Raw genomic sequence first — 20,886 nt, forward strand, 5'->3', positions numbered from 1 at the left:
TCTATGCTTTAATCTTCTCTACATTTTTTTGCATTTGTGACAGTATATAAATAAGTACATTGCGTTCTTCCACACTGACATTAACGAGCATTTCCTTCATAAAACGTTCCTTTTCTTTCTTGGAAGACTCGATTTGTTCTCGTCCTTGCTCAGATAACCGAACAAGTGTTATACGGTTATCTTCAGGTTTCTTTCTTCTTAATACTATTCCTTTGGCTTCAAGCTGTTTAACGTGTCTGGTGATGGCTGCGCCATCAATATTCACCTTTTTTTGAAGGTCGCTTTGACTAATTTCATCAACTTGATAGAGCAATGCGAGTAATTCCAATCGAGATTGACTAATGCCAGTGCATGCTTCAAACTTCGTACCAATTACTTTGTTCAAACTTTGTAGCTTATATAAAATTTCGGCTTCTTCTGAATAATATGTTGCCAAAACTCACCCCTTCTTTCTTACCGAAAATTAATTGATATATCAATTATATATATCCCTCTTTCTAGTTTTGCAAGTTTTTTTGCTTAATTAGTTTTATTTTGTTCCATCGACTTTATATTTATCCACAATATCAGTTCGCATCTCTAGAAATCAAAGATATTTTCAGTTTCTTCTGATAATCAGATACAACTAAATATATAAAGGAATTCAGCTACATCACCATCAAGTTAAAAGATTAGTTTCCCCAAAACGAAAACTTTATGTCTTTATAATAATATAACCCCTAGCTTCGTTAAGAGACTTCCTATTTTGATACGCTGCTTCTTACTCAACGGTATTTTGGGAATGATTTTTGGTTGGCTGTATCGGAAGCTAGGATTGCAATATGCGATGATTACACACGTTTTGTGTCATGTTACTCGTTATGTTATCCTAGTATGTTTTCTGCTTTTATAGTGATAAAGATTCGATACAAGCTATCACTTCAAGTGTAGTGACAACCTAGGGTCTTACATAAAGAATAATAAAGAGGAAGGGAAATAAATTCATTTATTTTCCTGTTGAACAAATCCTATTTTTCCGGCACAGAACCTCCTTATACCCTATTATAGAAGCTATTTTGAACGTAAGTAATTTGTAAGGAATGAGTAAGAAAAAAGAAAGTTTCATTGTGTATGATAAAAATATAACGAGGTGTGAAAGGCGGAATAGATATAACGTATATGAAAAACAAACCAGTTAACAAGAGTATTTCAAGAAAAAGAAGTAATTTCTGGAGTTAGCATACATGTGAAAAAAAGAGGGATTTACCGCTTGTTAGGACAGAGTGGCGTTAGTAAAACAACATTTATGGAGATGATAGCTGTGTGATTAATATAGAACAGTAAGCAATCACCTATACAATATGAATAGAGGAGAGGAATGCCTTATGAAAATACGTAATCAAATTACATTTGCAAGTCTGGCCCTTTTACTCACTGGAAGTTCCCTGCTATACACATCGTCAACCTCAATTGTAAAAGCAGAGCCGACTCAAAATGTATCTAGTTCGTTACACACAAGCACTCAACGAGATCGTAATTCCATCAAACAAGCAATGCGGAATACATTGCAATTTGGATTCCCGGGAATACTTGCTAAAACTTCTGAGGGTGGAAAAACATGGGGTTATGCGGCTGGGGTAGCGAATCTGAGCACTAAGAAACCAATGAAAACAGATTTTCGTTTTCGTGTTGGTAGCGTGACGAAGACGTTCACCGCAACGGTTGTACTTCAATTAGCTGGAGAGAACCGCCTGAATCTAGACGACCCCCTCGAAAAATGGTTGCCTGGTGTTATTCAAGGAAACGGATATGATGGTAAACAGATTACTATCCGGCAGATATTGAACCATACAAGTGGTATCGCTGACTACTTAAAGTCAAAAGACGTTGATATGATGAATACAAAAAAAACATATACCGCTGAAGAAATAGTGAAGATTGGGCTTTCTCTGCCTCCAGACTTCGCCCCTGGAAAGGACTGGTCTTATTCAAACACAGGATACGTATTACTGGGTATCCTTATTGAAAAAGTAACCGGAAACAGCTATGCGGAAGAGATTGAAAATCGGATTATTGAACCGCTTGAATTGTCGAATACATTTCTACCTGGCAATTCAAGCATTATTCCAGGCACTAAGCATGCCCATGGATATATCCAACCAGACGGAGCAAGTGAGCTAAAAGACGTTACTTATTATAACCCAAGTATAGCTAGCTCGGCTGGAGATATGATTTCTACCGCTGATGACTTAAACAAATTCTTTTCTTCCTTACTCGGTGGCAAATTACTAAAGGAACAGCAACTAAAACAAATGCTTACTACAGTTCCTACAGGACGAGCAGAAATTAATGGATATGGTCTTGGAATCTATGAAACTAAGCTTCCAAACGGTGCCTCGATATGGGGACACACAGGTGGCATTCCAGGTTTTGTTACTTTTGCTGGAGGTACACTTGGTGGCAAGCATACGTTGGCCGTCAATTTAAACAGTACGGGTAGAGCTAACAGTCCCGATCCTTTTAAAAATATTTTACTTGCTGAATTTAGCAAGTAGGCAAAAAGGAAAACCGGATAAATTTTGTCATAGTTTTTATAATTTTAAATATATCTTTCTGGTTCAAAAACCCCCAACTTACTCTAAAAATAAACTTTGGGGTTTTTGGAATTCCAGCGGCAATCCAACGCTATTAAGCTAATAAAAAAGAACGAATTTATATAAAAACGTTCTTTTTTATTATATTTAATTCTACTTTTCCAGTGATTATTATCTCGCTATTTTATCATGTACTTTTGACATTGTTTCCTCTTTTAGATTGCTGTGCTTTATCGAATAAAGAAAATAGATCATTGTTCCAATGGCTAACCAAATACTGAAGTATACCCATGTTCTTAATGGCAAATTTAGCATTAAGAATATACAACATATAATTGATATGATTGGTAAAACAGGTACAAATGGCACTACAAATCCACGCTTTAAATTTGGATGTGTTTTACGAAGAATAATAACTGATAAACTAACTAGCGAAAACGTTACCAAACCACCAATATTAACTAAATTAACCAGTTCTTTTAAATTGATAAACCCAGCTATCACGGAACTTCCTATTCCTGCCAATCCGACTGTAAAGGTTGGTGCTCCAGTCTTCTTATTAATCTTCGCAAGTGATTTTGGTAACAGTCCATCACGACTCATTGCAAAGAATACTCGAGTTGCTGCGTACATACTCGAGGAAATAACAGCCATAAGGCCAATTACAGCCCCGGCAGCAATTACACCACCGACTTTCCCTTGTCCTACAACTTCCATTGCATAAGCCATAGCTTCAGGTACATTTAATTCTTTATAGGAAACCATCCCTGTCATAACAAGACACACTATAACGTAAATAAGTGTACATATGATTAACGATACAATAATACCAATCGGAAGATTACGTTGTGGATTTTTTACTTCTTCTGCCGAAGTGGCTAATATATCAAAGCCCATAAAAGCAAAGAATACGGCTGCTCCACCAGCAAGAACCCCACTTAAACCGTATGGTGCAAATGGTACCCAATTCTCTGGCTTTACATAGAATATACCAACCATAATAAATAATACAACCATTCCAATTTTAATTAGCACCATTATGTTATTAATACGTTTACTTTCCTTCGTACCACGCGATAACATCCATGTTAATAGCAATGTAATGATTACCGCTGGTAAATTCATAATACCACCTTGTGATGGAATCGTTAACAGAGATTTGGGTATCTCTAATCCAAATCCACTTATTAAATTGTGGAAATATCCTGTCCATCCACCAGCGACAGCCGCTGTTGCCACGATATATATTGAGAGTAACGTCCAACCTACTAAATGAGCCACAAACTCACCGATTGTTGCGTAGGAGTACGTATATACACTACCTGACGTCGGGAGTGTAGAAGCAATTTCTGCGTAACATAATGCTACAAATCCACAAACAATCGCTGCGAGTATAAATGAAAAAATAACTGCTGGACCAGCATCTTTTGCTGCTACTAATCCAGTTAACACCAGAACTCCCGTCCCAATTATCGAGCCTATTCCTAACATAATTAAATCAAATGCTCCTAGTGTTTTCGTTAAGCCCTTGCTTTTATTATGCTCTAACAATTGTGTAACAGATTTCTTTTTTAATATCTTATTCATATCCCCTGCATCCCCTTTAAAAAATACGGTATATTCTTCTTGTTCTTGTTGCATCCCCTTAAGTTTATTTAGAATTTAACTAAAGCCAAGTTATCAATTTTATAGTGTATAGGTGTATGGTATTTGATAGACTTATTAATGCTTTTTCCAAATTCTTTATATGAATCGATTCCATTAGCATTGATTAATTATAGTTATCTAATTCCATTGTTTTACCAACCTTTTTAATTTATAAAACTAATATGAGTGAAGGTTGAAATGTTTTATTTTTTTGAATATTCAAGTCGGATTTTGATTATTTTTTGTCGAATCATACCGATTATTGTAATTAAGGATAATATATTTGTAAAGTGTTATTTTTTTAGGAATCTCTTACGATAAAAAAGATTCCTAATCGTTTGAAAGTAGCAAGACCGGAGAAAAAATATCACAGAGAGCATTAGCTGAAATGGTAGAAGTCTCTAGGTAAACAATTAGTTCTATTGAAATAACGTTTTACGGCTTTTAATTTCTCTCCAATTGTAAATTTAGCCATAAGAAAAAGCACCCCAATTGTTAGAAAGTGTCTAACAATTGGGGTGCAGTACATTATTTAGGATTCTTTTTGTAGATTTTTAATAGGAACATTTAATTTGATTTTTCGATTAGTCATATAAACTCCCATTAGTATAAAAATTAATCCAATAATTAATTTCCAACTTATAGCTTCACTTAAAAGAATATATCCCCAGAAAATAGCTGATACTGGTACTAAATATGTAGATATTGAAGCAAAATCTGGGCTTCCTTTTTGAATTAAGTAAAAGTAAAGTAAATACGCTATACCTGATCCAAATACACCTATTCCAATTAATGCGCCTATATGATGCCATGATATCTTAGTTAAAATTTGAATTGGATCTTCTAACAATAAAACTATGAAACCGCTACATATACTACCGACTAATAGTGTGCCTAAAGAAATTTGAAACATGGATATTTTTTTAAGATAACGTTTTGTTATATGGGTAGCTAAACCATAGCAAAATGTTGCTGTCAACATAGCTAAAAAATTTAAAGAATTTACTGAAAAAACATTAGACAGATGTAAGTCCGAGAGAATTAAAATACCTATGAATCCAATAAATAAACCTATAAGTTGATTACGATTAGAACGTATACCAAAAAATAAAATTCCTAAAATCATTGTCCATAAAGGTTGGGTTGCATTTAAAACAGAAGCTAAATTACTAGTCATTTTTTGTTCGCTAAAACAAATAAGTGTCCATGGAATTACAGTATTTAGTATTCCTACAGAAATTAAAGGTATAAATGGAATTGTCCCTTTAAAAGATTTGCGGAAAAACGGTATAAGTACAATAAGGGTTATAACTCCAAAAGTTGAACGTAAAAATGCTACAACTAAAGGGTTAAAATCTGCAACTAACACCTTGAAATAATAGAAAGACCCTCCCCAAATAAGACTTAACATAATGAGTGCAAGGTATAATTTCCGAGACATTTCTTCCCCCCTCTTTATTTGTATAGATTCGGTTTATATATATTCGTCGAAAGTTTAGGAACGAAACTTCTATTTTTTGTAGCGAAGATATGTTGATCGGACCGGAGTTCGTAGTTAGTCGTCCGAATAAGTGGAATAGATAAAAGAAATCCAAAGATAAGTGCACAAATCCATTCCCAGCCAGCAGCATGAATCTTTGGATTCAAATTAATAGGAATACTAGGTAATAGCAAATATAATACATAATAACATTTATTTCCATTTACCACCTATAGCATCAAGAGTTTCCTCAATAGGAAAATTGTATTCTTTTGTAAAATCTCCCCTCCCTACAATAGTTTTAAATCTAAAGGTCATGAACAAAGTGCTAAGCCCCTTTCTTCTCGTTTTTATAGGAACCATAAAGTTCCTATAGCACTTTAAAGTGCCTACTTTAAAGTGTACAGTTAAAAGATTACTATATACCATATAATATCAACTTTACCAAATGTTGTACAATATCAAAATGGTATTGATGTTATCTATTATTCTTTGAAAAGAGGGAGAATTTATGAAAACACTTGTAATCATTGCACATCCAAATATTGAAGAATCTCGAGTGAATAAACGTTGGCTCGAGGAAATTAAAAAATATCCAGAAAATTTTACTGTACATGAAATATATAAACGTTATCCAGATTGGAACTTTGATCTTGAATATGAACAAAATCTATTATTAGAACATGATCGTTATATTTTTCAATTTCCATTCTATTGGTACAGCTCTCCCCCGTTGTTAAAAAAATGGTTTGATGATATTTTTACATACGGATTTGCATATGGTTCTAAAGGGGATAAGCTCCAAGGAAAAGAGTTTGGTCTAGCGATTTCTGCTGGTGTAGTAGAGAGAGAGTATCAAGCAGGTGAAGCAAATGAGTATACATTAAGTGAATTATTAAAACCTTATCAGGCTTCATGCCTTTATACTGGTATGAAATTCTTACCGACTTTTGCTGTATACGGTGCGGAACATAACTTAACAGATGAAAAGTTAGAAGAAAGTGCTAAAAACTACATACTTCATATGCAAAATCTTTCTAAAAAGTAAGAGTTTAATCATCTTTTTTTCTTAAAGATAAAATTGTCATTTAGGGTCCTGAATATAGGACCTTTTTTTAATTCTTGTACAACATCTTCTATGTCATCACGAGCAGTCAACATACTGATAGATACGTTACTGAATTCACGAATCCGCGTGCAAGTTTCCCAGCATCCATTTCAGGCATCATAATATCTAATAAGATTAAGTGAAATTCTTTTTGTTTTACTAAAGCAGTCTAGTTTCTCCGGTTTGGGTTATTATTAACGCTACATTTCAAACACATAATGAAATCGATTTTGGAACTTGGTAAACGATCAGTAGTGTAATGAAAATTATATATTATGAATATTGTATTGTGATTGTAGAATAGGATATGATAAAAATAAATAATCCTCTAGCAGATGTTATAAAAATAATATATCCCCAGTTTTACATAACTGGGGATATACATTACATACCGCTGTGATTCATACCATTTTGCGACATAATTTCTAATTGATCGTCGAGAATACCTTGTGTTTTGAAGGAAATTTCTTTCTCGGTACCGAGAAGGAATGCATGATTATACGGTCCTTCTGTCGGTGATTCTTTATACATTGGTTTGATACTTCCTAAGAAATCGTAAATAGGCTGGGTTGGTTCTCCATTTTCTAAAAGGATGAGTGGTGCATGTTTACCCATATGTGAGAATGGTGCACCTGCAATTGCTAAATCATACGTTGAAGTGGAAGCAAATGATATACCGTGCCCTGGATTTGAAATACCCCAACCGAATTTTGTTTTCTTATCTTTAAATTTTGCAAAAGCAATTGAGTTCTCGACAGGATTTTTGCCACTGATACGTGTTACTTTTCCGTATTCGCCCAGTTTTTTCTCTACATCCTCCGAAATGATGGGTTTAGGACCCAACAGGTAGATGTTTGCTTTACCTTTTCGTTCTTTTAACGCATCGATTGTAGCTTGCGGAACTTCGCTTTTGGTTACATAAAGTAACGGCTCAGGCATATGTGAAATCCAGTTTATGGCGGGAATTGTATATAATTTTGCATCCTCATCTGATGAGCCTATAATAACGCTTTGCGGATATTCTCCTACCGTATCGGCGTAAGTCTTGTCAACTTCCTTCGCAAACGTTGGAATGTCCGTATCTTTGATTTGTTTTACCTTATAACCTTTCAAGGAATCAAGAACGGCGTCACTCACCTCTCCCATTATCATGACCTGCGTACCATCTTTGATTCCAATAGGATTTAAGCGTTTAATTTCGTTTAAAGTCATGTTTGGGATACTGTCTTTATTAATAAAAAGAATCGGTCCATTATTTGGATGGTGAATCAAATCTGCACTTGCTACATCAATTTGCCATGAACCAGTGGGTACTAAAATGACACCACCAGGCTGATTTTCTTTATGTGTTGCAGGCCAAATGGTTTGTGATACTGTCACAGCCATCTTGATAGGATCGCTCGTATCTATACGTGTCACATTTTTCGTGTTCATCGTCATAAGTCCATTTGTGGCGTTTTCATTAAAGCTTATAGGAGCTTTAGAGTGTTTCATGCCACTTGTATTCTTATTGTCTTCTTTCTCTCCCTCATTCATAGAGCTATGATCCATACCCTTCATACTATCGTCTCTCGTTTTAGTATTATTATTGTTGCTGCCACATGCAGCTAACCCAAATGATAACGTTAATACTAAACCTATCATACTAAATTTAGCTCTGTGAGATACTTTTTTCATATGTACATCCTCCTTAAACATCTTTCAGTAGATTTATTTGAATTAATGTCTTTTTTTCAAAACTATAATTCTTTGATTTATATATTTATTTTTATCTTACTTCATAACATGCAGTGTATATGGAATTATAGTTAAATACTAGCAAACAAATGTGAAGATATTATGCAGATAGTTCTGGTGCAAATATGATTTTGTTAGAAACATAGAGCCTCAATATCTTTTTCATTTTTTCGGCATCCTAACATTTCAATATCTCAGTGAATGATACTGTCTTTGACTAAGTTCAACCTTAATCATGTTTCATATTTTTTATAACCCAATATAAGAACTCAGCATCCCTTCCTACTCCACAGATAAGCGCCGATCCTCTTTGGTGCTGCCAAGGTAATCCAATATAATATAAACCTCGAATCGGACTTACCCCCCTTTTGTGAAAAGGAAATCCTTTTTCATTTAAAATTCCTTCTATGTCTATCCATTTGTAGTCAGGAACAAAACCTGTTGACCATATAATATTTTTTACGTTTCTTTTACTATGATCGCTAAAAGTTATTTCACTTCCCTGTGTTTGTATCACCCGCGGTTTAGTTTCAACTTTCCCTTCACGAATCAGATGCTTCAATTCAAAGCCAAAAATAGGGTCACTTTGTTTTTGAAACCATGATCCGCGCTTCGTAGTATTTCCTGCATATAAAAAACCCACCCTTTCCAACCAGTGAAAAATGCTTTTTCCCATGATTTTAAGTGGTAAAAATTTAAGTGGATGGCTAATAGAAATGGTTACATCGCGACTTTCTGCAAGTTCAGTCGCAATTTGTGTACCAGAATTCCCTCCCCCCACCACGAGGACAGGACCATCTGGAATCGTCTCTGGTGATTGATATTGAGAAGAATGAATTTGAAATATTTCTTGCGACAGACTTTGAGAAATCGGGGGAATGAACGGTTTCTGAAAAGCACCAGATGCAATGATAACATGCTTGGAATGAAATTCTCCCTTATCGGTAGATACTTCAAATGTATTTTTTATTTTTTGTACTTTATGTATAGTTGTTTCTACCTGTACTGGTAACAAAAAATGGTTAGCATATGTTTCAAGATAGTCTGCAATTTCATCTTTTGTAGGAAATGCATTTTCATCTCCCTCTAATTTCATCCCTGGCAGTGAGCTATATGATTTAGGTGTAAATAAAATCAAAGAATCATACCTGTTCCTCCATGAATCTCCAATTCGTTTTTCTCCATCAAGTATTACAAAATCATATCCTTCTTGTTGTAAATAATACCCCATACTTAACCCAGCTTGCCCAGCACCAATCACAATAACATCTAACATATCTTCACCTTCACTATCAATTTTTAAAAATAACATATGAATATTTGCTCATATATTCATATATTTTCGTTAATTATAACATTTCCTTCTAACACGTCAAAGGATTTTTATCCAATTATTTGTAAAATACCTTTCGTTATAACAAACATCTTAAGAGTTATATAAAAAGATAATTTTCATGTTCCCTCATCTGCGCAATATGCCGCTGAAAATCGACTCAATCGTGAATTTACTGCAAGCAATCCCAATGAAAAATGGGTAACAGATGTCACGAAGTTCAAATTAGGGAACGGAAGGAACACGTATTTAAGCGCCATTTTAGATCTTTACGATGGCTCCATTGTTAGTTATGTATTGGGGCATTCAGACAATAATAATAAGGCGACTAAATCTTCTGCTTGGTACTTACTAGTTCGTTGTACAAAACCAAGATCTCGTAAGATATTTGGGGATAAGAACCTTTGAATTTCTTGAGCAAACAGTTGTAATTCATCAGATACAAAAATAGACATACAAAAACACCATCCTTTCCTATGTTTTTACAGAAAGAATAGTGTATTTTTTCATTTCCTTCTCTACATTTTTGTTTTTGAAGGACACCCCCCATAACAATTTCAGATTTATTTAAGTCTTGACCTTTTATAAATCGTTGAAAAACGGGAATTTCTTACCCTTTACATTTAATACCTTGATAATTCCCCTCCACTCCAACCTTTTATAGATTCTAAATAGTAACAATTTTACTACCTTATTAATAAATAAAAATTAAAAAAATCTCACATTCAATCCATAAATCACTTTCATATTTGTAAACTTATTTTTTTACAATACTATACATAAAACTACTAATATAATAGAATGAGATGGAATGGAATTATAGAAATAGAAAGAAGGACATTTATGCGTAGCAAATCATCTCTTGTAACCTTATTTAAAAGAGCTTTTATTGTGTGCATAGGAATTTCGTGCATATACGAAGTATCTGGAGGACCGAAACACATTGTAAAAGCTAGTACAGAAGATTCCTCACAATCAGTTCAGCTAGTAAGTGAAATACAAACTGCGCTAGCTCCAAAGCAAGTACCTGACCACTATAATGGTCAAGTTAGAAAAGTAGCTTATCTTACTTTTGATGATGGACCAGGAAAGTTTACAGCTCAATTATTAGATATACTAAAGCAAAACGATGCGAAAGCCACTTTTTTCCTGATTGGTTCTAATGTTAAAGCATATCACGATTTAGTAAAACGTGAAATATCAGAAGGACACTATGTTGGGATGCACAGCATGTCTCATGACTATAATAAATTGTACAAACAAGGCGGCTATGTAAATGAAATGAAAGAGGATCAATCATTAATAGCCAACATTATTGGCTATGCTCCAAAATTAACCCGCCCACCATACGGTTCTATGCCAGGCCTTACAGAAGTTGAGAGAAATCAAGTCGTTGAAAACGGTTTGCGAGTATGGGATTGGACAATTGATTCTTTAGATTGGAAATATAATAAAATGCCAGTAGATGCTGCTTCTGCTAAAGTTACACAACATGTACTTGAAGGTGCAAAATCAAACACAGAAGTCATTCTTTTACACGATATTCATCCGCAATCCGTTTCTGCTGTATCTGCTATTATTAAAGGATTAAAGGAAAAAGGTTATGAGCTCGACAGTTATAATGAAAATGAACATTTCCCACTAAACTTTTGGCATGATAAACGAATTTAATATACATAAAAGGATTGATTTTTACATATTGGAAATCAATCCTTTTATTTTGCAATTTTACTACAACATATGAAATACGCAAAACAAATAGACTACAATTAATAGTTTCCATTCTTTTCTTCACTCGTTTAATACGTATCAATATGCAAATGTCTTAACTTATCAGGATCTAAAATAATATAAATAGATTTAATTTTATTCCCTTCAAATTCAAAGCTCAGTACTGCCTGTATTCCCATATGATTTCTTATTACAATTCCACTACAACCATTTACCTCTGTTTGGATCATAGAGTAATCTTCTTGAATGGTAAGAAATTTAGTTGCTAAAGAAATTAGAAGCTGTTTTACACGCATTGCACCATAAATAGGTTTTATTGCAGCTGTTACTTTTCCGCCGCCATCTGCGTAATAAGCTACATCTTCCCGAAGAACTTCCATAACTTGATTTGTATTTCCCTGCTGAATAGCGTTTACAAAACGTGTGATGACCTGTTCTTGATCTACTTTTACACTTTCAACTGCAATCTGCTTTTCTAGCTCTGGAAGCACTTTTTTTATCCTGCTTAAAATTTTACGGCAATTCGCTTCCTTTTTTTGTACAATTTCAGCAATCGTTCCATAGTCATATTCCAAAATTTCACGGAGTATAAAAATCGCTCTTTCAATTGGATTTAATTGTTCAAATAATACAAGCAAAGCGTATGAAATATCACTTTTCATCAATACTTCCTGCAATGGATCTGTTTCTATCACAACAATCGGTTCTGGCAGCCATGTCCCAACATATAATTCTCTTTTTTTCTTAGAAGATTTCAATAGATCTAAACAGCGATTCGTAACCAATTTACACAAAAATGCTTTTACATTTGAGGTATGCTTCATTTCATGTTCATTCAACTTTATAAACACATCTTGAATAATATCTTCTGCATCAGCAATGCTCCCCATCATTTTATAAGCAAATGAGAAAAGAAGAGGTTTATATTCGGTATACAATTGACTTAGTTCAGCGTTTTCCATAGAAAGAAAGCCTCACTTTCTATTCGATTCTGCATAATTAGACAAGTAAACTCGCTTGATCCCATGTTCGTTCTCGAATACGAGCACCAATCTTTCCTGATAAAATAAAATCAAGTCCCCATTTTTGGACCCAAACAAAGCCATTATTAGGTCCGAGACTGATACAATATAATTTGACCGGATACGCTTTGTGTGTAACAAAATTAGATATTCCGTATATCTCATTATTTAAGATTTTACTTAATCTCATTGCTTGAGGAATCGATTCTTTACATGTCATTCCATCCACTTGATTCGTTTTCTTATCAACAATTCTAGCGCAGTCTCCGACTGCATATATATGTGAATGTCCTTTTACACAGTACGTATCAGTAACTAATATTTGATTCTCATTTGACAAAGGAAGATGGAATGTTAGGATAATAGGATTCACTTTAACACCTGGTGTCCAAACACATTCTCCCGCTGTATATGTTGTTCCATTTGTACAAATTAATTTACCATTTTCAAATTGTTTCACTCTCGTTTTAGACACAAATTTTATCCCGATTTTTTTGAGTTCATAAGCTAATCTCTCACTTACCTTTACTGGCACCCCTTGTAATAAATGTTCTTTTGAATCAAACAAAATGACTTCTATCTCACCTGGATTAAGCCCTGCTTTTTGAACTTCTTCTTTAAACCAAACACATATTTCTGCAGAAGTCTCAATACCTGTAATCCCTCCGCCAACAATAGCGATCCGTAGCAGTTCACGTCTCACTTCTCTATTCTCTTCTGCTTTGGCTAATTGAATTAAAGAAAGCAATTTTTCTCTTACTTCTAAAGCACTCTTCACGCTTCTTAATGTTGTCCCGCCTAGCGTACTAGGAATTTCTTGGATAACACTCCCAAGAGCTAAAACTAGATAGTCATTCATATTGTATTGTTCTTATTTGTTCATTTTCTATTTTTATAGCAATCTCTTTCTCAGAGTGATTACATGCTATCGCTTCACCTTTTATATATTCCATTCCATCTGTACAATACCTTTTTAGTGGAACTTTTAAATCTGCATCTTCAACAACTGATTTAAACAACAAAACTTTTCGAAAATGAAAAGAATTTTTATCTACTAAAGTAATTTTTACTTCTTTTCCTAATGAATGACCCAATTCTTTTTTTAATCCATTTAGCAAATTAATACCAGCAAAGCCTCCACCTAAAATAACAATTTGTTTCATTTTAATTCCCCCTTTATCCTTAAAACGATTTGACCTCCTGACTTGTGACATATTGAAAAGGGAAATTAAGAAAAAAACTACCTGTCCCTCCAATGAATATAGAAACAGGTAGTTTTTTTAAAATATGCATTCCATTTTAATAATTTACTTTATACAAATTACTTGCCCCTTTGTCATTTGTACTAGTTCATCAGGTGTTAAACTAAATATCGCTTTCGGGTGTCCCGCAGCAACCCAAATCACATCATACTGCAAAAGATCTTCATCAATGAATGTCATAATAGGCTCTGTATGTCCTAATGGCGGAACACCTCCGATTACAAATCCAGTATGTTTACGTACAAAATCAGCATCAGCTTTTCCTAATGTATCGTCTAGCTGTTTAGTAATTTGCTTTTCATTAATTCGATTTATTCCACTCGCAACAACTAACAGTGGTTTATCGATTGTTTTGAGCCTAAAAATAATCGATTTACCAATTTGCGCAACTTTGCAGCCAATTGCTTCTGCTGCCTCTTGAGCAGTTCTTGCACTGTCTGGTAATTCCATTACTTGATTTGTATATCCTAGTTCTAACAATTTATTTTGTACCCGTTGTGCACTTTCTTTCAAACCTTGCATATATTTCATTCCCTTCAACTTTCTAAAACATTTACTATCTATTCTTTTTTAAAAGCAGAGACTCCTCTTATTGTGCAACATCAATTTTACCTATTCCATAAAACATAAAAAAGCATCCCCTTCATATAAGGGGATGCTAGCAGTTATTTTGCTTCTTTATACATCGCTGCTACTTGCTTTTGAAGCTCTTCATTTTCTAAATACTCATCATATGTCGTTTGTTTATCAACAACACCGCTTGGCGTTACTTCAATAATTCGGTTTGCAATCGTTTCAACGAACTGATGATCATGAGATGTAAATAGAATTGTACCTTTAAATGCCATTAAACCGTTGTTTAATGCTGTAATAGACTCAAGGTCTAAATGGTTCGTTGGATCATCAAATGTTAATACGTTTGCACCGCTTAACATCATTTTAGAAAGCATACAACGTACTTTTTCTCCTCCAGATAAAACAGAAACGTTTTTCTTTACTTCTTCACCAGAGAATAACATACGACCTAAGAAGCCGCGTAAGAAACTTTCAGATTCGTCTTGTGGTGAAAATTGACGTAACCATTCCACTAAGTTATACTCACTATTTTTGAAGAACTCAGAGTTATCTCGTGGGAAGTATGCTTGAGATGTTGTTACACCCCATTTAAATGAACCGCTATCCGGCTCCATTTCACCCATCAGGATTTTGAATAGTGTTGTCATCGCAATATCATTACGACCGATAAATGCAACTTTATCACCTTTATTTAAAGTGAAATACACGTTATCTAATACTTTTTCACCATCAATTGTTTTTGAGATGCCTTCAACTGTTAATAAATCATTACCTACTTCACGCTCTGGTGTAAAACCAACGAATGGATAACGGCGAGAAGATGGTTTAATATCATCTAATGTGATTTTTTCTAATAATTTTTTACGAGAAGTTGCTTGCTTCGCTTTTGATGCGTTCGAACTAAAGCGTGCAATAAAGTTTTGTAATTCTTTTACTTTCTCTTCTTTTTTCTTATTAGCATCTTGTGTTAACTTTAATGCTAATTGGCTAGACTCATACCAGAAGTCGTAGTTACCAACATAAAGTTGAATTTTGCCAAAGTCAAGATCCGCCATATGCGTACATACTTTATTTAAGAAGTGACGGTCATGGGATACAACGATAACTGTGTTTTCAAAGTTCATTAAGAAGTTTTCTAACCACTGAATTGCTTTTAAGTCTAAATGGTTGGTAGGCTCATCTAGTAATAGAATATCTGGCTGACCAAATAACGCTTGTGCAAGTAATACTTTTACTTTCTCTGCCCCTGTTAACTCAGACATTTTTTTCGCATGAAGGTCTTCACCAATGCCTAGCCCTTTTAAAAGGATTGCAGCTTCTGATTCTGCTTCCCAACCATTTAATTCAGCAAATTCGCCTTCTAACTCAGCTGCGCGCATACCGTCTTCATCACTGAAATCTTCCTTCATATAAATCGCATTCTTCTCTTGCATTACTTCATAAAGACGTGTATGCCCCATAATAACTGTTTCTAATACAGGGAATTCTTCATATTCAAAGTGATTCTGTTTTAAAACAGCTAAACGCTCACCTGGTGTAATATGAACATCTCCTGTTGATGGATCAATTTCACCAGATAGAATTTTCAAGAATGTAGATTTACCAGCACCGTTTGCTCCAATTAAACCGTAACAGTTACCTGGTGTAAATTTTATGTTAACATCTTCAAAAAGCTTACGATCTGCAAAACGTAAACTTACGTTACTTACTGTAATCATGTAGTTCCTCCTAGTAATACCGCTGCATCCAGCGTTTTCTCACGCGTTAAATAAAAAAAGACAGATTACGATTCACGTATTTTAAACTGTACTCACATTATACAGTAGTAAATATAGGAAAGACAATAGATATATTAAACGCTTGATTTTACTGAGTTATTTGTGAAATGTTTACACTAGTAACTCAACATTATTTTTATATTAATAGCTTACAACCTACTATTTACGGATTATACTATCGTTATTTCAGAATAACTATTGCACCCATTCTCGTTATTCTCAAAAGCAGGAAAAATAATGTACACAAACCTTACATCAAATTTAGTGTGAGGGACACACTGTCCCTAAGTTCAAAGTAATTATCCTTAAGCACGAATACTATCATTTCTAAAGGGGGACGAAATTTAATCAACCCTACAAATTTTGACCCGGGTTCACACTGAACCTAAGCTAATCAAAACAGAGTTTCATTTTGCAGCTCACCTTTAAACGCAGGTTCATCTTGAACCCTCGTCTTATCTATATAGCAACACTCTTACCACCATCATACGTATACAATTCCTCAAAGTATCGCTCCTGAAACTTCTTACGTATAATTCCATACATGTATCCCTTGAAGTCTCTCACTTTTCCCATCTTAATCCCTCTGATCGCTTGCTTAAGGCTCTGCAATCCTATATCAAGCTTTATGTCATATTCATTCTCATAAGCATTCTTATACGCACAGATTTCCACACGTTGCCACAATGACTCGATTGTTCTAGCAGAGTTCCAAAAACAACTTGCTAGTTTAGTAAATTCACTTGGTACTCGCTCAGATGTGAATTCTGCTGTCAGTTCTTGTTGTTCTTCATTTACTTTTACACATTCAGATTGATTAGCTATAGTATCGTCTATATTACGTTTATTTATATATTTTTTGTTGCTAGTTTCAGAAAGATTACTAGTTTCTACTCCGCCAATTTTCTCATCATTCAGTACGTCAGCTTGTTGTGAATCAAAATCTCCCTTCTCTCTTTGTGCTGGATATGGTTGAAATACATAAACATTATGACATTGTTTCCCCTTAGAAAAGGTGTTATTAACAACAATCATACCTAAATTCTTTGCTTTTCGGAGCATACGTTCGAAACTACTACGTGATATCCCAGCATCATCTTTATGAGTGGCTGAAACGATAGTTTGTATCTTTGCATTGGATACACCGGGAAACTTGCTACAATATCTGATCAATCTCTTCAATGCTACTAGTTCAGACTTAGTGAATAATTTTTTGACATCAATCATCCACATTTCAATATGGTCATTGAAATTTTTCAAATCACGAAACTGTGATAACTCTGCATATTGATTAATGTTTCCCGGTTGCATCCTTTTCCCCTCCTTTCCTTAAATTTGGACATAGTTAAATAAAGGTACATCTTCTTGTTGATTATTAAAAGACGTACCCTTGATGTTTATAAATAAAATGTTTATTAATTAACTAGTTTATATTCGCTTTCATCATACGCTTCCTCAATACCAGATAACTCATCAGATTCCCATTTTTCATGCCATTCAACAACACCATCCGCTGTTAAAAGTTTATCTTTAAAAATGTGACCGCAAAATGCAACAAGAGTATGTAAATCTTCCACTGTTGCTAATTTGTATGTAGAATCAATTTGCTTTGCTTCTTCCTCGTTTTTTGTAATACCCCATTCTTCAATAGTGTCATAAACGAATACTCTTTTTACATCTTCAATAACCTTTGTCATGTGAATCTCTCCCTTTTAAATAAAATAATATTAGATAATTATTAATCATTTCATTTACGAAAATCGGAATCTTACTATTAGTATAATTCCGATTTTCGTAATTTTCAAGTATAATTTTACGATTTTCGTAATTTAATTTATAATTTAGATAAAGAGGAGGTTTTTAGTGATGAAAATTAAAATATTACTAAGAGAACAACTAGAAAAACGAGGATTAACACAGAAGGATTTATCTGAAGCAACCGGAATAAGGGCAGCTACTATCCACGATCTGTATCATAATAAAAGCAAACAGCTTCCTATAAAGGCTATAGAGAAAATTTCTGCTGAGTTGCATATAGTAGATATTGGCGAACTTATAATTTTAGAAGAGATTCATCAGCAAGACTCTGAATAATGTATCCTTATTTTATGTAGAAATATCAAAGACACCATTACAATCATTAAAAACAATAAAAAAATCACCAATAATTTGATGATTTTAAATTTTTGCTTTATAAATAAAATTATTATTTAGTCAGTTTAACAAAAAAGACCATCGAATAGTTGATGGTCTTCATTTATCATTTCCTTTTATTTCTTTCATTATTTGTTCTGCTTCTTGTTTCTTTTGAAGTTTAATTGATTCAGTAATCTCGTTTATATGGTCTTCTATCTTTGGAAGTTCTTCTCCATTTAATGAACAAACAAAGGAATCCCAACAAAAATTAAATAATTCCTTATTATGATTTATACCAAATGCACGTAATAAGTGAATATACTTTTCTTTTACAAAAAGTTCATAAAATTGATAACTAACAGCCTGAGAGAACTCTTCTTGTACTTCAGCATAAGTATGTTCTTCCCCACTTGGATGCTCATATGATACTTTTAATGTGAATACTGAATCTCCAACAAAACATCGTTCTTCTTCTATCCATGAAGACTTTTCCTTATCGTAATATACTCTAATTTTCTCATTCTTTTTCTTTAAACCTAACTTATGTGCTTTCCTTAGTATTTGCTTGTCAGTTTTGTGTGGCAATTTATCCAACATTTCTTCCCATGGTGTATCAACAAAATTTCCTTTTAAAATCCTTTCCTCATTAACTGTCCAATTTTTTTTAATCAAATATTACACCTCCTAAAGATACTAAAAATTCAATAGGATTGTACAATAAATTATATCTATTTATCAAAATATTCAGTTAATAAATAAAATTATTATTTATACGTGAAATTTTACATTAAGGGTATGTCTCAATCATAAAAATCAACTCCTCAAAAGCTACTTGTTAATCTAACTTTTTGAGTATGGATAAAATTACCTCATTTTTGATATAATTAACCTATATGCAGCTTTAGAAAGAAGGTGATTTTCCATGATGATTTTTACTGATACAATTTTACCATTGTGTCTTGCTATTTTATTTTTTATTCTTTTCCTCTCAAGTGACAAAAAGGATAAAAGTACATTATTCATGTCAATTTATTTTGGTGGAATGTTATTTGACAACTGGATTATTAATAGTGGCTTAAAATATACAAAATTCGGTACAGCTTGGAGAATATTTTATTGTATTATGATGGTCATTTTTATAATTGTTATGATTCGTTACTCTATACAGAATACAAAATACATCTTAAAAAAAATGAAGAGACACAAAGTGTTAAAATAAAAAGACAAAAAGAAACCGCTCTTGTAGGCGGTTTCTTTTTCGCTTATACCATCAATCACTCTAAAATTGATACCCCTACTTAAGCGTCCTATCTTTTTAAATACAAATTCTCCTAAAATAAATTACCAACTTTTTCTATAATTAATTCATACTTAAACGAATATATAAGGTGGTTGACTTTAAATGGGATCAAATTTTACGAAGTTAAATGAACAGTATGGAGTTATTGAATACCCTGTAACACTTGTAGAAATGGGAGATATCTCGAAAGAGTTTCCGAAAACAGAACGTAAATTTTATGAGTTTGCATTTAACGCTTTGAATAAGGTAATGAAGAAAAATGAAAAGATTTACACGTTTGAAGTCGCTCACCCAAAGTTGACGAAAACGGGCTTTATTGTAGTCGGAGAGCATAATCTTTATTTCGTTACGATGAAAGGCGGTCTATTTGGCGGAGCTGATGCGGAACTTGTAAAATATAAAGATATTAAAAACGTAGACTTCGATATTATACAAGGTCCTTTCGGTGTGTCCTTAATGAATACAGGTATTATATATTTAGAAATGAAAGGACTTTTCGGAGGCAAAAAACGCACAATCCGTAACATTCCAGACTATAATCTTGATTCCGTAGTAAAAGCTATTCGTGATAGATTAAAATAAGTAAAAAAGAAGCCGCCTCCAAAGGCGGTTTTAATTTACATTTATTTCTTCTAAACTCGCTTCCATCTCATCTAACACATTTTCCTTCAAATATAAAAGTGCTGCTACCTCTTCCTTGGTCATACCACGATAATCATGTATGCCGTTTAATAACAACCATTCCGCATTACCTACTATATTTCGATAACGTTTCTGATCTATCTCGTTTGGTATCATCATAAGCATTTCTTCAAGACTAGTAATCATGAATCTACTATGATCTTCACCAATAAAATACACTGTGATACCATCAGTAGCTTTATGAATTTCGAAACGATATGTACTGTTACCACGTTTAACTTCTGCAATGTGCCATATTAACTCTTGCCCTTCTGATACGGATACATCGTACATTTGTGTTTGATTCATTTGTTTCGTCTCCTTTTACTGTAATTAGTTACATGTAAAATTTTAGCGAACAAATATTAACAAGCTGTAAATGTAGTATAAATTTTCCATTAATATAACTACCTATCTATTATTTACTAATATGGTATAATTTTCTTGGCAAATACTTAGACAAGGGTGAATTTCATGGTACAAATAAAAGTGACGCATGAAAAATTGGAAGTAGTAGAAAGT

22 protein-coding genes and 2 pseudogenes are annotated in these 20,886 nt (G+C 33.5%); 7 read left to right on the top strand and 17 right to left on the bottom strand.

The window, feature by feature from the left end; all coding sequences use genetic code 11:
• Position 1 precedes the first annotated feature (1 nt).
• Complete coding sequence (locus tag AB1284_RS10690) at positions 2-436, bottom strand: MarR family winged helix-turn-helix transcriptional regulator (protein WP_429749513.1); 435 nt, start codon at positions 434-436, stop codon at positions 2-4.
• A gap of 928 nt (positions 437-1,364) precedes the next feature.
• On the opposite strand from AB1284_RS10690, the gene AB1284_RS10695 reads away from it, so the two are divergent.
• Entirely contained in the window at positions 1,365-2,534 is a 1,170-nt protein-coding gene (locus AB1284_RS10695; RefSeq protein ID WP_429749511.1) for a serine hydrolase domain-containing protein, read from the top strand.
• A 210-nt stretch (positions 2,535-2,744) separates the two neighbouring features.
• On the opposite strand, the gene AB1284_RS10700 is transcribed toward AB1284_RS10695, so the two are convergent.
• The 3 genes from AB1284_RS10700 to AB1284_RS10710 all read right to left on the bottom strand — a co-directional run bounded on the left by AB1284_RS10700 (position 2,745) and on the right by AB1284_RS10710 (position 5,930).
• Positions 2,745-4,160, bottom strand: a complete 1,416-nt coding sequence (locus AB1284_RS10700; RefSeq protein ID WP_429749509.1) for an amino acid permease — start codon at positions 4,158-4,160, stop codon at positions 2,745-2,747.
• A gap of 592 nt (positions 4,161-4,752) precedes the next feature.
• Positions 4,753-5,661, bottom strand: a complete 909-nt coding sequence (locus tag AB1284_RS10705) for a DMT family transporter (protein ID WP_429749508.1) — start codon at positions 5,659-5,661, stop codon at positions 4,753-4,755.
• Between the two features lie 14 nt (positions 5,662-5,675).
• Positions 5,676-5,930 carry a CcdC protein domain-containing protein gene (locus tag AB1284_RS10710; RefSeq protein ID WP_429749507.1) on the bottom strand — a complete coding sequence of 85 codons (255 nt, stop codon included), beginning with the start codon at positions 5,928-5,930 and terminating at the stop codon, positions 5,676-5,678.
• A 281-nt stretch (positions 5,931-6,211) separates the two neighbouring features.
• On the opposite strand from AB1284_RS10710, the gene AB1284_RS10715 reads away from it, so the two are divergent.
• Positions 6,212-6,748: an NAD(P)H-dependent oxidoreductase gene (locus tag AB1284_RS10715; protein ID WP_429749505.1), complete on the top strand. Its 537-nt coding sequence runs from the start codon at positions 6,212-6,214 to the stop codon at positions 6,746-6,748.
• A 59-nt stretch (positions 6,749-6,807) separates the two neighbouring features.
• Here the strand turns inward: AB1284_RS10715 and AB1284_RS10720 are convergent.
• From AB1284_RS10720 to AB1284_RS10730, 3 genes and pseudogenes are all read right to left on the bottom strand, one after another.
• Positions 6,808-6,947 (bottom strand): annotated as a pseudogene (locus tag AB1284_RS10720) (response regulator); the annotation flags it as partial.
• Positions 6,948-7,192: 245 nt separating this feature from the next.
• Positions 7,193-8,485 (bottom strand): cell wall-binding repeat-containing protein, encoded by a 1,293-nt coding sequence (locus tag AB1284_RS10725; protein WP_429749503.1) that lies wholly within the window; start codon positions 8,483-8,485, stop codon positions 7,193-7,195.
• A gap of 289 nt (positions 8,486-8,774) precedes the next feature.
• Positions 8,775-9,821, bottom strand: a complete 1,047-nt coding sequence (locus tag AB1284_RS10730; RefSeq protein WP_429754297.1) for a flavin-containing monooxygenase — start codon at positions 9,819-9,821, stop codon at positions 8,775-8,777.
• Between the two features lie 204 nt (positions 9,822-10,025).
• Here AB1284_RS10730 and AB1284_RS10735 point away from each other — a divergent pair.
• A pseudogene (locus AB1284_RS10735) lies at positions 10,026-10,184 on the top strand (IS3 family transposase); the annotation flags it as partial.
• Here AB1284_RS10735 and AB1284_RS10740 read toward each other — a convergent pair.
• Complete coding sequence (locus AB1284_RS10740; RefSeq protein ID WP_429754452.1) at positions 10,169-10,333, bottom strand: hypothetical protein; 165 nt, start codon at positions 10,331-10,333, stop codon at positions 10,169-10,171. The pseudogene AB1284_RS10735 and the gene AB1284_RS10740 overlap by 16 nt on opposite strands.
• A 388-nt stretch (positions 10,334-10,721) precedes the next feature.
• Between AB1284_RS10740 and AB1284_RS10745 the strand changes: the two genes are divergently transcribed.
• Complete coding sequence (locus tag AB1284_RS10745) at positions 10,722-11,549, top strand: peptidoglycan-N-acetylglucosamine deacetylase (RefSeq protein WP_429749501.1); 828 nt, start codon at positions 10,722-10,724, stop codon at positions 11,547-11,549.
• 128 nt (positions 11,550-11,677) lie between these two features.
• Here the strand turns inward: AB1284_RS10745 and AB1284_RS10750 are convergent, their stop codons facing one another.
• From AB1284_RS10750 to AB1284_RS10780, 7 genes are all read right to left on the bottom strand, one after another.
• Positions 11,678-12,571 carry an RNA polymerase sigma-70 factor gene (locus tag AB1284_RS10750; RefSeq protein WP_429749499.1) on the bottom strand — a complete coding sequence of 298 codons (894 nt, stop codon included), beginning with the start codon at positions 12,569-12,571 and terminating at the stop codon, positions 11,678-11,680.
• A 37-nt stretch (positions 12,572-12,608) separates the two neighbouring features.
• On the bottom strand, positions 12,609-13,490 hold the full coding sequence (locus AB1284_RS10755; protein WP_429749497.1) for an NAD(P)/FAD-dependent oxidoreductase: 882 nt from the start codon (positions 13,488-13,490) through the stop codon (positions 12,609-12,611).
• Complete coding sequence (locus AB1284_RS10760; protein ID WP_429749495.1) at positions 13,483-13,794, bottom strand: hypothetical protein; 312 nt, start codon at positions 13,792-13,794, stop codon at positions 13,483-13,485. Before AB1284_RS10760 ends, AB1284_RS10755 begins: the two co-directional genes overlap by 8 nt.
• Before the next feature lie 144 nt (positions 13,795-13,938).
• Positions 13,939-14,424 (bottom strand): YbaK/EbsC family protein, encoded by a 486-nt coding sequence (locus AB1284_RS10765; RefSeq protein ID WP_429749494.1) that lies wholly within the window; start codon positions 14,422-14,424, stop codon positions 13,939-13,941.
• A 134-nt stretch (positions 14,425-14,558) separates the two neighbouring features.
• Positions 14,559-16,187 (bottom strand): ABC-F family ATP-binding cassette domain-containing protein, encoded by a 1,629-nt coding sequence (locus AB1284_RS10770; protein ID WP_429749492.1) that lies wholly within the window; start codon positions 16,185-16,187, stop codon positions 14,559-14,561.
• 519 nt (positions 16,188-16,706) lie between these two features.
• Positions 16,707-17,558 (bottom strand): hypothetical protein, encoded by an 852-nt coding sequence (locus AB1284_RS10775; protein WP_429749491.1) that lies wholly within the window; start codon positions 17,556-17,558, stop codon positions 16,707-16,709.
• 104 nt (positions 17,559-17,662) lie between these two features.
• The gene (locus tag AB1284_RS10780; RefSeq protein WP_429749489.1) at positions 17,663-17,944 is read right to left on the bottom strand and encodes a hypothetical protein; all 282 of its coding nucleotides are present in this window, start codon (positions 17,942-17,944) and stop codon (positions 17,663-17,665) included.
• Between the two features lie 169 nt (positions 17,945-18,113).
• Between AB1284_RS10780 and AB1284_RS10785 the strand changes: the two genes are divergently transcribed.
• Entirely contained in the window at positions 18,114-18,341 is a 228-nt protein-coding gene (locus tag AB1284_RS10785; RefSeq protein ID WP_429749487.1) for a helix-turn-helix domain-containing protein, read from the top strand.
• Positions 18,342-18,500: 159 nt separating this feature from the next.
• On the opposite strand, the gene AB1284_RS10790 is transcribed toward AB1284_RS10785, so the two are convergent.
• Positions 18,501-19,055, bottom strand: a complete 555-nt coding sequence (locus AB1284_RS10790) for a hypothetical protein (RefSeq protein WP_429749485.1) — start codon at positions 19,053-19,055, stop codon at positions 18,501-18,503.
• A gap of 444 nt (positions 19,056-19,499) precedes the next feature.
• Here AB1284_RS10790 and AB1284_RS10795 point away from each other — a divergent pair, with 444 nt between their 5' ends.
• Both AB1284_RS10795 and AB1284_RS10800 read left to right on the top strand, forming a co-directional pair.
• Complete coding sequence (locus AB1284_RS10795; RefSeq protein WP_429749483.1) at positions 19,500-19,685, top strand: hypothetical protein; 186 nt, start codon at positions 19,500-19,502, stop codon at positions 19,683-19,685.
• A 100-nt stretch (positions 19,686-19,785) separates the two neighbouring features.
• Positions 19,786-20,265, top strand: coding sequence for a PH domain-containing protein (locus tag AB1284_RS10800; protein ID WP_429749481.1), 480 nt, complete (start codon positions 19,786-19,788; stop codon positions 20,263-20,265).
• A 30-nt stretch (positions 20,266-20,295) separates the two neighbouring features.
• On the opposite strand, the gene AB1284_RS10805 is transcribed toward AB1284_RS10800, so the two are convergent.
• Complete coding sequence (locus AB1284_RS10805) at positions 20,296-20,673, bottom strand: hypothetical protein (protein WP_429749479.1); 378 nt, start codon at positions 20,671-20,673, stop codon at positions 20,296-20,298.
• Positions 20,674-20,886 lie beyond the last annotated feature (213 nt).

It is taken from the genome of Bacillus sp. S2(2024) (genome assembly GCF_050474045.1).
Taxonomy (GTDB): Bacteria; Bacillota; Bacilli; order Bacillales; family Bacillaceae_G; genus Bacillus_A; species Bacillus_A yunxiaonensis.

Bases quoted from the DNA above. Each gene is read 5' to 3' on its own strand.
- AB1284_RS10730 (WP_429754297.1), bottom strand. From the start codon at position 9,821: ATGTTAGATGTTATTGTGATTGGTGCTGGGCAAGCTGGGTTAAGTATG.
- AB1284_RS10770 (WP_429749492.1), bottom strand. From the start codon at position 16,187: ATGATTACAGTAAGTAACGTAAGTTTACGTTTTGCAGATCGTAAGCTT.
- AB1284_RS10760 (WP_429749495.1), bottom strand. From the start codon at position 13,794: ATGAAACAAATTGTTATTTTAGGTGGAGGCTTTGCTGGTATTAATTTG.
- AB1284_RS10745 (WP_429749501.1), top strand. From the start codon at position 10,722: ATGCGTAGCAAATCATCTCTTGTAACCTTATTTAAAAGAGCTTTTATT.
- AB1284_RS10785 (WP_429749487.1), top strand. From the start codon at position 18,114: ATGAAAATTAAAATATTACTAAGAGAACAACTAGAAAAACGAGGATTA.
- AB1284_RS10750 (WP_429749499.1), bottom strand. From the start codon at position 12,571: ATGGAAAACGCTGAACTAAGTCAATTGTATACCGAATATAAACCTCTT.
- AB1284_RS10775 (WP_429749491.1), bottom strand. From the start codon at position 17,558: ATGCAACCGGGAAACATTAATCAATATGCAGAGTTATCACAGTTTCGT.
- AB1284_RS10715 (WP_429749505.1), top strand. From the start codon at position 6,212: ATGAAAACACTTGTAATCATTGCACATCCAAATATTGAAGAATCTCGA.
- AB1284_RS10705 (WP_429749508.1), bottom strand. From the start codon at position 5,661: ATGTCTCGGAAATTATACCTTGCACTCATTATGTTAAGTCTTATTTGG.
- AB1284_RS10780 (WP_429749489.1), bottom strand. From the start codon at position 17,944: ATGACAAAGGTTATTGAAGATGTAAAAAGAGTATTCGTTTATGACACT.
- AB1284_RS10755 (WP_429749497.1), bottom strand. From the start codon at position 13,490: ATGAATGACTATCTAGTTTTAGCTCTTGGGAGTGTTATCCAAGAAATT.
- AB1284_RS10765 (WP_429749494.1), bottom strand. From the start codon at position 14,424: ATGAAATATATGCAAGGTTTGAAAGAAAGTGCACAACGGGTACAAAAT.
- AB1284_RS10725 (WP_429749503.1), bottom strand. From the start codon at position 8,485: ATGAAAAAAGTATCTCACAGAGCTAAATTTAGTATGATAGGTTTAGTA.
- AB1284_RS10805 (WP_429749479.1), bottom strand. From the start codon at position 20,673: ATGAATCAAACACAAATGTACGATGTATCCGTATCAGAAGGGCAAGAG.
- AB1284_RS10800 (WP_429749481.1), top strand. From the start codon at position 19,786: ATGGGATCAAATTTTACGAAGTTAAATGAACAGTATGGAGTTATTGAA.
- AB1284_RS10740 (WP_429754452.1), bottom strand. From the start codon at position 10,333: ATGTCTATTTTTGTATCTGATGAATTACAACTGTTTGCTCAAGAAATT.
- AB1284_RS10695 (WP_429749511.1), top strand. From the start codon at position 1,365: ATGAAAATACGTAATCAAATTACATTTGCAAGTCTGGCCCTTTTACTC.
- AB1284_RS10700 (WP_429749509.1), bottom strand. From the start codon at position 4,160: ATGAATAAGATATTAAAAAAGAAATCTGTTACACAATTGTTAGAGCAT.